General features: G+C 65.9%; 11 protein-coding genes and 1 pseudogene. 6 read left to right on the top strand and 6 right to left on the bottom strand.

The features are described from left to right. The 3 genes and pseudogenes from AB4Y84_RS04510 to AB4Y84_RS04500 all read left to right on the top strand — a co-directional run. A pseudogene (locus tag AB4Y84_RS04510) lies at window positions 1–222 on the top strand (hypothetical protein); the annotation flags it as partial. A gap of 149 nt (window positions 223–371) precedes the next feature. Continuing rightward, the gene (locus AB4Y84_RS04505; RefSeq protein WP_442244669.1) at window positions 372–1,253 is read left to right on the top strand and encodes a hypothetical protein; all 882 of its coding nucleotides are present in this window, start codon (window positions 372–374) and stop codon (window positions 1,251–1,253) included. Next, a complete protein-coding gene (locus AB4Y84_RS04500; RefSeq protein ID WP_442244670.1) occupies window positions 1,240–1,881 on the top strand; it encodes a hypothetical protein in 642 nt (213 codons plus the stop codon). Before AB4Y84_RS04505 ends, AB4Y84_RS04500 begins: the two co-directional genes overlap by 14 nt. 70 nt (window positions 1,882–1,951) lie before the next feature. Here AB4Y84_RS04500 and ribD read toward each other — a convergent pair whose 3' ends face one another. The 6 genes from ribD to AB4Y84_RS04470 all read right to left on the bottom strand — a co-directional run bounded on the left by ribD (window position 1,952) and on the right by AB4Y84_RS04470 (window position 6,712). After that, entirely contained in the window at window positions 1,952–3,037 is a 1,086-nt protein-coding gene (ribD, locus tag AB4Y84_RS04495) for a bifunctional diaminohydroxyphosphoribosylaminopyrimidine deaminase/5-amino-6-(5-phosphoribosylamino)uracil reductase RibD (protein ID WP_442244671.1), read from the bottom strand. A 173-nt stretch (window positions 3,038–3,210) separates the two neighbouring features. After that, window positions 3,211–3,732, bottom strand: a complete 522-nt coding sequence (gene nrdR / locus AB4Y84_RS04490; protein WP_025876654.1) for a transcriptional regulator NrdR — start codon at window positions 3,730–3,732, stop codon at window positions 3,211–3,213. A 95-nt stretch (window positions 3,733–3,827) separates the two neighbouring features. Then, window positions 3,828–4,271: a hypothetical protein gene (locus AB4Y84_RS04485; protein ID WP_442244672.1), complete on the bottom strand. Its 444-nt coding sequence runs from the start codon at window positions 4,269–4,271 to the stop codon at window positions 3,828–3,830. A 30-nt stretch (window positions 4,272–4,301) separates the two neighbouring features. Then, window positions 4,302–4,730 carry a hypothetical protein gene (locus tag AB4Y84_RS04480; RefSeq protein WP_049469471.1) on the bottom strand — a complete coding sequence of 143 codons (429 nt, stop codon included), beginning with the start codon at window positions 4,728–4,730 and terminating at the stop codon, window positions 4,302–4,304. 67 nt (window positions 4,731–4,797) lie between these two features. Then, on the bottom strand, window positions 4,798–6,051 hold the full coding sequence (gene glyA / locus AB4Y84_RS04475) for a serine hydroxymethyltransferase (protein WP_442244673.1): 1,254 nt from the start codon (window positions 6,049–6,051) through the stop codon (window positions 4,798–4,800). A 184-nt stretch (window positions 6,052–6,235) separates the two neighbouring features. Then, on the bottom strand, window positions 6,236–6,712 hold the full coding sequence (locus tag AB4Y84_RS04470) for an RcnB family protein (RefSeq protein WP_312785966.1): 477 nt from the start codon (window positions 6,710–6,712) through the stop codon (window positions 6,236–6,238). Window positions 6,713–6,964: 252 nt separating this feature from the next. Between AB4Y84_RS04470 and ettA the strand changes: the two genes are divergently transcribed. From ettA to AB4Y84_RS04455, 3 genes are all read left to right on the top strand, one after another. Next, window positions 6,965–8,629 carry an energy-dependent translational throttle protein EttA gene (gene ettA, locus AB4Y84_RS04465; protein WP_442244674.1) on the top strand — a complete coding sequence of 555 codons (1,665 nt, stop codon included), beginning with the start codon at window positions 6,965–6,967 and terminating at the stop codon, window positions 8,627–8,629. Window positions 8,630–8,874: 245 nt separating this feature from the next. Next, window positions 8,875–9,564, top strand: coding sequence for an outer membrane protein (locus tag AB4Y84_RS04460; RefSeq protein ID WP_312785965.1), 690 nt, complete (start codon window positions 8,875–8,877; stop codon window positions 9,562–9,564). Window positions 9,565–9,627: 63 nt separating this feature from the next. After that, on the top strand, window positions 9,628–10,851 hold a 1,224-nt coding region (locus tag AB4Y84_RS04455), incomplete at its 3' end, for an NCS2 family permease (RefSeq protein WP_442249818.1).

The following is a 10,851-nucleotide window of genomic DNA, read 5'->3' as shown; positions in this document are numbered from 1 at the left end:
AACCTGGTGCGCGCCACCATGGGCCTGCGTGGCAAGCCTTCGCGCATGACCGAAGCCTGGATCAAGGCCGGTTACATGGACGGTGGCAACGAATTCAAGGGCACCTGGGTCGGCACCGTTGGCGGCCAGATCAACTTCACCCGGACCTGGGGTCTGGTGGGCGAGATCTCCGGCTACCGCGACGTCACCCAGTACTCGGCCGGCGTGCGCGCCAGCTTCTGATTGCCCGATCCTCGTCGTGTGATCGAACGGGTCCCGCAAGGGGCCCGTTTTTTGTTGGCCGCCGCGCGCAACACGCTTGGCTGTCGCGCGCCATCGAATGCAATGACAATTGCGCTAGGCTTGCCGCCCTCTGGAACAGGAACACCGTCATGAAGACCCCGATCCGCGGCCTGCTGGCCACCGCACTGCTGTGCGCCCCCTTGCTCGCCGCGGCCGCCCCGGCGCAGCTGACGCCCGAACAGACCTTCGATCTGTACGCACGCGCATTGCTGGAAGACGATGCCGCCGCCACGCGCACGCTCAACGATGCATTGAAGCCGGCCTTCGACGGCCAGGATTCGGTAACGCCGGTGCCGGGCATGATGGCCCAGGCGCTGGCCGAGCCGTGGCAGACGGTGCTGGCCGTGGCTGGAGTGAAGGGCGATCCGGCAGCGGCGGAAGCGATGTACGCCAAGGCGCTGAAGGCCTCGCAGTGCCGTGCCACGCGCAGCACCGTGGAAGACAACGAGTATGTGGACGACCAGAAGATCGCCAAGGTCGATTTCAGCTGCCAGCTGGCCGACCTCAGCAGCGTACAGCCGCTGTTCCTCGCCAGCCTGACGGGTGAGGACAAGGCTCCGCGCGCGCGCTTCACCGAGGCCTATACCCAGGCCCTGCAGAGTGGCCCGCGCAAGGCCGTGACCGGCACCCTCACCCTGTACACCGCCAAGGACAAGGGCTACTGGTACAGCAGCAACTTCGATGATCTGGTGGGCCCGGTGCTGGATGCGCTGGCGCCGTTCGATGGCTGGATGCAGGACGTTGAAGCAGCCAAGGCACCGAAGGTGACCGGCGTGCCGGCCTGCGATCTTCTGCTGCAGCAGCACCGCAGCTGCGTGGCGAAGATCGCACCGGACCAGATCAGCGGTGTGGATGCGATGACCGAAGAGTTGAAGGCCAAGACGCAGGTGATGTCGGCCGAGGAAATGACGCAGGAGTGCAAGGCACTGCGTCCGATGGCCGAGATGATGTGGACCGATGCGTGCGCGTGAGTTCACTGCGCTGAAGCGACTGGGGCTGGCTGCATTGCTGGCCCCGGTTGCGGCACTGGCGGCGCCGCCTGTGCCCACGCCCGGACACGTGTTCGAGCTGTACGCACAGGTGATCGTGCACGGCGATACCGCCGCCCAGGCCGAGCTGGGCCGCTATCTGGGTACATCCAAGGGCCCGGCGATCGCGGCGGCGCTGGCGAGCGTAAGCCACCTGGACCAGGCGCCTGAAATGGCCGATTGGCCGCAGGCCGCCGCGGCCCTGCGCAGGCGCCAGACATCGGTGCGTTGCAGTGTCGGCAGCATGCATCATCCGCAGGCAGACATTGCCGATGTTGACTACCGTTGCCACCTGCCGGACCTGACGGCCCTGCTGCCCGTCTATCGTGCGCATCCGGTGCCATTCAACGGACCACATCCACCGCAGATGTCGAGCGAACTGGCCACGGCGTATACGCAGATGATCGCGACGGCACCGGACCGGGAGAGGATCATCACCGTGTCCTTCGAGCGCGATCATGACGGTGGCGCTTGGCGCGTACAGAACCCCTCGCCGCTGATGGGCGGGCTGGCCGATGCGTTCCTGCCATTCTTCGAGTGGAACGAGCACCCGCCTGGCGAGGATCGTTGAACTGAAAAAGGGGACGGAGGGGATTACGGCGTTTTTGCCACAAACGACGTAATCCCCTCCGTCCCCTTCTTCATGGCCGCAGCAGCAACCGCAGATCCTCACCCACCTGGCGCTGGTCGACCACATGCAATCGACGCTGCTGGTCCATCACGTCGATGCCGAGGTCGGCCAGCAACGGACGGCCGCTGTCGCCCAGCAGTGTTGGCGCCTGGTACATCAGCAGTTCGTCCACCCAGCCACCACGCACCAGTGCGCCGGCCAGCGTTGCACCGGCTTCGGTGTGCACTTCGTTGATGCCGCGCTCGGCCAGCAGTGCCAACACCGCGCCCAGATCAAGGCGGCCGTGGCGGACGGCTACGCTGGCAAAGGCCGCGTCGGCGGCGTCGGGTGGGCTGATCATTGCATCGTGCAGGTACAGCGTGGGCGCCCCACCCTCGCGCACCCGGCTGCATTCCAGCGAGCGCAGGCGCGAATCGAGGACGACGCGCAGTGGCGGCATGACTTCAGTGTCAGCCAAGCGCACGGTCAGCATCGGGTCGTCGGCGAGCACGGTGTCGGCGCCGGTGAGGATCGCGCCAGCGCGCGCGCGCCAGTGCTGCACATCTTCGCGCGCGGCGGGGCCGGTGATCCACTTCGAACTGCCGTCGGCCATCGCGGTGCGGCCATCGAGGCTGGCGGCCAGTTTCACCCGCAGCCACGGACGACCGCGTTCCACGCGCGACAGGAATCCCTTGTTGAGCTCGCGCGCCTGCGCGGCCATCAAGCCCTCGGCGACCTCGATGCCGGCGTCGCGCAGCAGGTCGAAACCACCGCCATCGACCTTCGGGAACGGGTCGCGCATGGCGGCCACAACGCGCGACACACCGGCGTCTATCAGCGCCAACGCGCACGGTGGCGTGCGTCCGTAGTGCGCGCATGGTTCCAGGGTGACGTAGGCGGTGGCACCACGCGCTTCGCTGCCGGCCTCGCGCAGAGCGAACACTTCGGCATGCGGGCCGCCGGCACGCTGGTGCCAGCCCTGCCCGACCACGCGGTCGCCATGGGCGATCACGCAGCCGACCATCGGGTTGGGGCGGGTGGTATAGGCCGCACGCTCGGCGAGCCGCAACGCGCTGGCCATGTGCAGGTGGTCAAGGACGGTGAACGATGTGCTCATGCCGCCATGGTACCGCCGTCAGCACGATGCCAGCCAAGGCCCAGTAGATCCACGCCATGCGTGGATGGGCGGCACGGCACCAACCAAGGTTGGCAGAGCCCAGTAGATCCACGCCATGCGTGGATGGGCGACACGGCGCCAACCAAGGTTGGCAGCTACCGATGCAGAGGCCGTCAGCCCTTCTTTTTCTTGGTCAGGGCAATCACATCGCCCAGCAGCTGCAACTGCTCGGTGCTGGAAGGCAGATCGCGTTCGAGCTTCTCGATTTCTTCGCGGAAATCGGCCACGTCCTCGAAACTGCGGTACACCGAAGCGAAACGCACATAACCGACATGGTCAAGCTTGCGCAGTTCATTCATCACGAACTCGCCCACTTTGATCGAGGGCACTTCGCGTTCGCCGCTGATGCGCAGCTGATGCACCACTGCGCGCACCGCCGCCTCGATCTTCTCTTCCGGCACCGCACGCTTCTGCAGCGCGCGGTCAAAGCCGGCGCGGACCTTGCGGGCATCGAAGGCTTCACGGGTGCCATCGCTCTTGACGATGGCCGGCAGCTTCAGTTCAACGGTTTCCAGCGTACTGAAGCGTTCGTTGCACGCCTCGCACTCACGCCGACGGCGAATCGTCGCGCCGTCTTCGGAGACGCGCGAGTCGATGACCCGTGTATCGGCATGCTGGCAGAAGGGGCAATGCATTGAACGCCTGGCTCAGGGGAAATACCTGCTGCCACGGTCGTGGTAGCGTCGCAACGGTACCTGAGAAGGGGTTTTGYAGCAAATGCAGGCGGCAATCAGCCTTGTCCGGCAAGGCCCTGAGCGCGACGCAACCACACCAGATGCGCAGCCGGCACCAGCAGCGGCACGCCCAGTACCAGATAGCCCAGTACCTGCCAGGGACTGCCGGCAAACAAGCTGAAAAGCACCACGCCGATCACGGCCAGCGCCGCCATCGCGCCCAGCGCCAAGCCGATCCAGGGAATACGGGCGGTGTGCCGCACGCCATCGCGCCCCCGCCGCAGGTAGCGGATGCTGAGCCACAACCAGGCCAGCAAGCCGATCACCCCCGCCAGCGCCCACAGCAACAACACTGCGCCTTCGTCGCCGCGCATCAGGCCGTGGCGGGTCAGGAAGGTGTAGATGCCGAAGCCGGCGACGCCGCCACCGGCCACCAGTGCAGGCAACCCCAGCAGCAGGCATTGGGCGATGTACAGGCGCTTGTGCAGGCGCTCATCCATGCGTTCGAATCTCCTTGCAGGTCGCTCGCTTCAAGCGCGAGGTCGCAGCCACAACAGCATGCCAGCYGGGACCAGCAGCGAAGGCCCCATCAGCAGCAGACCGAAGCCTTCGCTGCCATGGGTGATGCCCAGCCACAGCCCTATACCCAACAGCGGCAGCGCAGCCAGCATGCCAAGCAGCAGCGCGCCCCACTGCACCCGGCTGCGGGTGCGTAGTGCGCTGCGTCCTCCGAACAAGTATCCACAGCTGAGATCAAGCCAGGCGAGGCAGCCGGCGAGGCCAACCAGGCCCCACACCAGCATCAATGCCTGCCCGGGCAGGTTGACGGTGCCGTCGGCGAGTGAAAGCACGCTTCCCGCCATGCCCACCACCGCCATCGCGCCACCGAACAGCACGCTGGGTGCGCCCAACGGCACAGCCAAGGCTGCATAGAGATACTTGAGGCGGCGCTCATCCATGCGCGGGTACTCCGGTGCCGGGGTCAGAACCCTTCCCGCAGGGAAGGGCTCCGACCCCAGTGCCCGATCAACCGTAGACCGGGTACTTGCGGCACTGCGCGCTGACCGCGTCGCGCACGCGGGCAATGACGGCTTCATCGGCCGGGGCGTCGAGCACGTCGGCGATCCAGTTGGCCAGGTCCACGCAGTCCTGCTCGGTGTAGCCACGGGTGGTCACGGCCGGGGTGCCCAGGCGCAGGCCCGAGGTCACGAACGGCGAACGCGGGTCGTTCGGCACCGAGTTCTTGTTGACGGTGATATGGGCCTTGCCCAGCGCAGCTTCCGCGTCCTTGCCGGACACGTCCTTGCCGATCATGTCGACCAGCATCAGGTGGTTCTGGGTGCCGCCGGAGACGATCTTGTAGCCGCGTGCGATGAGCGTGTTGGCCATCGCCTGCGCGTTCTTCACCACCTGCTGCTGGTAGGTCTTGAAGCCCGGCTCCAGCGCTTCCTTGAAGGCCACGGCCTTGCCGGCGATGACGTGCATCAGCGGACCGCCCTGGATGCCCGGGAACACGATCGACTGCAGCTTCTTGACCAGGTCTTCGTTGGCGCCCTTGGCGACGATGATGCCGCCGCGCGGACCGCGCAGGGTCTTGTGGGTGGTCGAGGTGACCACGTGGGCATGTTCCAGCGGGCTCGGATAGACGCCAGCAGCAACCAGACCGGCGACGTGCGCCATGTCCACGAACAGGTAGGCACCGACCTTGTCGGCGATGGCGCGGAAGCGCGCCCAGTCGATCACCTGCGAGTAGGCCGAGAAGCCGGCAACGACCATCTTCGGCTTGTGCTCCAGGGCCAGGCGCTCGACTTCGTCGTAATCGATCAGGCCCTGATCGTTCACACCGTACTGCACAGCGTTGAACAGCTTGCCCGAGGCGTTGACCTTGGCGCCGTGGGTGAGGTGGCCGCCGTGGGCCAGGCTCATGCCGAGGATGGTGTCACCCGGCTGCAGCAGCGCGAAGTACACGGCCTGGTTGGCCTGCGAGCCGCTGTGCGGCTGCACGTTGGCATAGTCCGCGTCRAACAGCTGCTTGAGGCGGTCGATCGCCAGCTGTTCGGCGATGTCCACGTATTCGCAGCCACCGTAGTAGCGCTTGCCCGGGTAGCCTTCGGCGTACTTGTTGGTCAGCTGGCTGCCCTGGGCTTCCATCACCGCCGGGCTGGTGTAGTTCTCGCTGGCGATCAGCTCGACGTGGTCTTCCTGGCGCTGGGTCTCAGCGGCGATGGCCTTGGCCAGTTCGGGATCGTAGGTTTCGATGCGGACGTCACGCGGGAACATCGGGTACTCCAGCAGGCGGGGAAAGGGGTACGACTCAGCCCTTGATTGTAGCCCCGCCCCGGCCTGGCGGGGCCGAAAAGCGCGGGGCCGGATTCGACGAACGAATCCGGCCCCGTATGGTTTCGAATGGCGTTGTGGGGTCAGAGCCCTTTGCTGCGGAAAGGGATCCGACCCCGGCGCTGCATCAACGGTTGTTGATGATGTAGTCGGCGATGATGCCGGTTGCCACGGCGACCAGCAGCATGTTGCCGCGGTCATCGCGGATCCAGTGGTGGCCGTAAGGCGGGCGGCGCAGCTGGTAGCGCGGGTAGTCGTTCACCACGTAGATCGGGCCGCGGTAGTAATCGCGGTAGCGGTGCCCACGCTGCCAGCCATAGCCATAGCCGGGCCGGTAGCCCGGGCTGTAGACCACCCGCGGCGGCGGCGGTGCCGGGCGGTAATAGCCGTGGTCGTAGCGGCGGTCGTGGCGGTAGTCACGGCGCGCTTCGCGGCGGTCGCGTTCCCAGTCGCGACGGTCGTGGCGCCACTCGCGGCGATCTTCTCGCCATTCACGGCGGTCGCGGTCGCGACCACGGTGGTCGTTGTCGGCGAAGGCCGGGGCGATGGCGCCCAGCGCCAGTACAGAGGCCACGGCGCCGGCCATGAGTCGATGGATGTGCATGGGAGACCTCTGCTGGGTGGGTGGTGAGCCCATATTGCGCATTCGATCTGAACCGTTTCCGGCTGGAAACGCTTCCCGCTGCGGGACTGTGACGGCCCATTCAGTCCTCGGCCAGCCCCGGGCGCTGCGGACGGCGCGGGGCGTAAGCGGTTCCGGCTATAATTGGGGGTATTCCATTCAGTCTGTGCCCGCTGCCGCAACGGGAAGTTCCCCGTGACGGACCGGGCGCAGGGTCGCGCCTACGGAGACCTCATGTCCTCGCAATACATCTACACCATGAACCGCGTGTCCAAGGTGGTCCCGCCCAAGCGGCAGATCATCAAGGACATCTCGCTGTCCTTCTTCCCGGGCGCGAAGATCGGCCTGCTGGGCCTGAACGGCGCCGGCAAGTCCACCGTGCTGAAGATCATGGCCGGCGTGGACACCGATTTCGAGGGCGAAGCCCGTCCGCAGGCCGGCATCAAGGTTGGCTACCTGGCGCAGGAACCGGAGCTGGACCCGACCAAGACCGTGCGTGAAGCGGTTGAAGAAGGCGTTGGCGAAGTGCTGCAGGCACAGGCTGCGCTGGACGCGGTCTACGCGGCCTATGCCGAAGAAGGCGCCGATTTCGACGCGCTGGCCAAGGAACAGGAACGCCTGGAGGCGATCCTCGCCGCCGGCGATGCGCACACGCTGGAAAACCAGCTGGACGTGGCTGCCGATGCGCTGCGCCTGCCGCCGTGGGAGGCCATCGTCGGCAAGCTGTCCGGTGGTGAAAAGCGCCGTGTGGCGCTGTGCCGCCTGCTGCTGCAGAAGCCGGACATGCTGCTGCTCGACGAACCGACCAACCACCTCGACGCCGAGTCGGTGGAATGGCTGGAACAGTTCCTTGCGCGCTACACCGGCACCGTCGTGGCGGTCACCCATGATCGCTACTTCCTGGACAACGCCGCCGAGTGGATCCTGGAACTGGACCGTGGCCGCGGCATTCCGTGGAAGGGCAACTACACCGACTGGCTGACCCAGAAGGATGAGCGCCTGAAGCAGGAAGACAACCAGGAAAAGGCTCGCCAGAAGGCGATCCAGAAGGAACTGGAGTGGTCGCGCCAGAACGCCAAGGGCGGCCGCACCAAGGGCAAGGCCCGTCTGGCCCGCCTGGAAGAGCTGCAGTCGGTCGATTACCAGAAGCGCAACGAGACCAATGAAATCTTCATCCCGCCGGGCGAGCGCCTGGGCCAGGCGGTGATGGAATTCAAGAACGTCTCCAAGAAGTTCGGCGACCGCCTGCTGTTCGACAACCTGAACTTCCTGGTGCCCTCGGGCGCCATCGTCGGCATCATCGGCCCCAACGGTGCCGGTAAGTCGACCCTGTTCAAGATGATCACCGGCCAGGAAAAGCCGGACACCGGCGAGATCGTGGTCGGCCCGACCGTGCAGCTGTCCTACGTGGACCAGAGCCGCGACGCGCTGGAAGGCAACCACAGCGTGTTCCAGGAAATCGCGGGCGGCCTGGACATCCTCAACATCAACGGCATCGAGATCCAGTCGCGCGCCTACATCGGCCGCTTCAACTTCAAGGGCCAGGACCAGCAGAAAATGGTCGGTTCGCTGTCCGGTGGTGAGCGTGGCCGCCTGCACATGGCCAAGACCCTGCTGCAGGGTGGCAACGTGCTGCTGCTCGACGAACCGTCCAACGATCTGGACATCGAAACCCTGCGTGCGCTGGAAGATGCGCTGCTGGAGTTCCCGGGCAACACCTTCGTCATTTCGCATGACCGCTGGTTCCTGGATCGCATCGCGACCCACATCCTGGCGTTCGAAGGCGATTCGCACGTGGAGTTCTTCCAGGGCAACTACCGCGAGTACGAAGAAGACAAGCGYCGCCGCATGGGCGACGACGCTGCGCCGAAGCGCCTGCGCTTCAAGGCGCTGAAGTAAGCAAGAACGAAAGGCCGCGCTCGCGCGGCCTTTCGCCTTTCATGGGCCGCAATCGATTTTTGTTGACGCTTTTGGCCTCTTCGCGACGCGCTTCAACGCCACCCGGCTGAAGGCTGCCCGTGTAAAGCAGTGTTGATTCCTTGTCGCACACGGCATCCTCCACACTTTGCAACTCGTTGTATGTTCCCGGCCCAACGCTTCGGTTTTCCTACGCACCCGATTCATCCCCCTCGTAGGAAAACACCATGAAAGCATTGATCTCCACCACGGCAGCGCTGCTGCTGTCCGGCACTGCCGCGGCCGCGCCGGCGAACTGGGAAGGCATCTACCTGGGTGCCCATGCCAGCCATGGCGAAGGCCACAGCCAGGACCGCAGCAACACCAATGCCTCTGAAAAGAGCATCCGCGGCTTTGCTGGCGGGCTGCAGGCCGGCCGCAACTGGCAGTTCGACAACAATGTGGTCGCCGGGATCGAAGGCGCCCTTTCCTTCGGCAACGTCAACCAGGAGTGGAAGGACCGCGACAACCATCGGTACAGCCCTTACTACGGCAAGGATGCGGTGACCCGTTCGGGTGCGATCAACCTGAAGCTGGGTTACGCGGCGGGCCAGTGGCTGCCGTACGTCAGCGCCGGCGTGAGCGTGGCCCGCCAGGAGTTTTCGCTGGGCTGCGACAAGTCGCTGGTGGAGGCCACCAACGGCTGCCGCGTGGCCGAATTCGAAACCCGCGCATCCCATGTATCCACCGGCGCGAACGTCGGCGCAGGCGTGCTGTACCGCTTCAGCGACCAGCTTTCGGCGGGTGCGGAGTACCGTTACACCCATCTGGGCTCCAGCCCGGTTTACCTGGAAGATCCCAACTACCCCGCTGCGGCGCGACGCAGCTTCCATACCAACTACAGCAGCGTTACGCTGAAGTTGAACTACCACTTCTAACCGCCTGGCGACGCACCCGCCGGTCCTTCGGGCGGCAGGGCGTGCAGGTACGAGAGATCTGCGATGTCCCTGTTCGAACGCCTGTTCCAGCTGCAGCAGCACGGCACCACCGTGCGCACCGAACTGCTGGCCGGTGTCACCACCTTCCTGACGATGTCCTACATCGTCTTCGTCAATCCCGAGATCCTGGGCACCACCGGCATGGACGCCGGTGCGGTGTTCGTGGCCACCTGTCTGGCCGCGGCGCTGGGCTCGGTGGTGATGGCACTGGCGGCCAACTTCCCGGTGGGCATGGCCCCGGGCATGGGCTTGAATGCGTTCTTCGCCTTCACCGTGGTCGGCGCTGCCGGCCTGCCCTGGCAGCAGGCGCTGGCGGCGGTGTTCATTTCCGGCCTGGTGTTCCTGGTGCTGTCGCTGACCGGCGTGCGCGCGTGGCTGGTGTCGGGCATTCCGGCGTCGTTGCGGTCGGCGATCGTGGCCGGCATCGGCCTGTTCCTGGCCATCATCGCGCTGCAGAAATCCGGCGTGATCATCGGCAACGAGGACACGCTGGTGGCGCTGGGCCCGCTCAATACCGCGCCGCCGCTGCTGGCACTGGGCGGTTTCCTGCTGATCGCGATCCTGGAAGCGCGGCGTGTGCGCGGTGCGATCCTGATCGGCATCCTGGCGGTGACCGCGGCCGGCTGGGCGTTGGGCGATCTGCAGTACCACGGGCTGGTGTCGTTGCCGCCGAGCCTGGCGCCGACCTTCCTGCAGCTGGACCTGCCTGGCCTGCTGCACCACAACGGCGGCGCGCCGATCGCCGTGCTGCTGCAGGTGGTGCTGGTGTTCGTGCTGGTGGAAGTGTTCGATGCCACCGGCACGCTGTATGGCGTGGTCGGCCGTGCCGGCCTGCTGAAACTGCCGGGCGCGCAGAAGCGGTTCGGCCGCGCTCTGCTGGCCGACAGCACGGCGATTGTGGCCGGCTCGCTGCTGGGCACCAGCAGYACCACCGCCTTCGCCGAAAGCGCCTCGGGCGTGCAGGTGGGCGGCCGTACCGGTTTGACCGCACTGGTGGTGGCTGCCTTGTTCCTGGCCGCGCTGTTGTTCTCGCCGCTGGCGGCGATGGTGCCCGGCTATGYCACCGCGCCGGCGCTGCTGTTCGTGGCCGGACTGATGCTGCGCGAACTGGTGGAAGTGGACTGGAGCGACCTGACCGAATCCGTACCCGCCGCGCTGTGTGCGCTGGCGATGCCGTTCACCTATTCCATCGCCAACGGCCTGGCGTTCGGCTTCATTGCCTATGCC

Origin of the sequence: Stenotrophomonas sp. 2YAF22 (assembly GCF_052114665.1) — a bacterium.
Classification (GTDB): Bacteria; Pseudomonadota; Gammaproteobacteria; order Xanthomonadales; family Xanthomonadaceae; genus Stenotrophomonas; species Stenotrophomonas indicatrix.
Note: the sequence above shows the minus strand (reverse complement) of the source record. Positions and strands in the feature narration are given on the sequence as shown.

Excerpts from the sequence above, each read along its gene's own strand:
- AB4Y84_RS04505 (WP_442244669.1), top strand. The coding sequence starts at position 372 with ATGAAGACCCCGATCCGCGGCCTGCTGGCCACCGCACTGCTGTGCGCC.
- AB4Y84_RS04500 (WP_442244670.1), top strand. The coding sequence starts at position 1,240 with ATGCGTGCGCGTGAGTTCACTGCGCTGAAGCGACTGGGGCTGGCTGCA.
- ribD (WP_442244671.1), bottom strand. The coding sequence starts at position 3,037 with ATGAGCACATCGTTCACCGTCCTTGACCACCTGCACATGGCCAGCGCG.
- nrdR (WP_025876654.1), bottom strand. The coding sequence starts at position 3,732 with ATGCATTGCCCCTTCTGCCAGCATGCCGATACACGGGTCATCGACTCG.
- AB4Y84_RS04485 (WP_442244672.1), bottom strand. The coding sequence starts at position 4,271 with ATGGATGAGCGCCTGCACAAGCGCCTGTACATCGCCCAATGCCTGCTG.
- AB4Y84_RS04470 (WP_312785966.1), bottom strand. The coding sequence starts at position 6,712 with ATGCACATCCATCGACTCATGGCCGGCGCCGTGGCCTCTGTACTGGCG.
- AB4Y84_RS04460 (WP_312785965.1), top strand. The coding sequence starts at position 8,875 with ATGAAAGCATTGATCTCCACCACGGCAGCGCTGCTGCTGTCCGGCACT.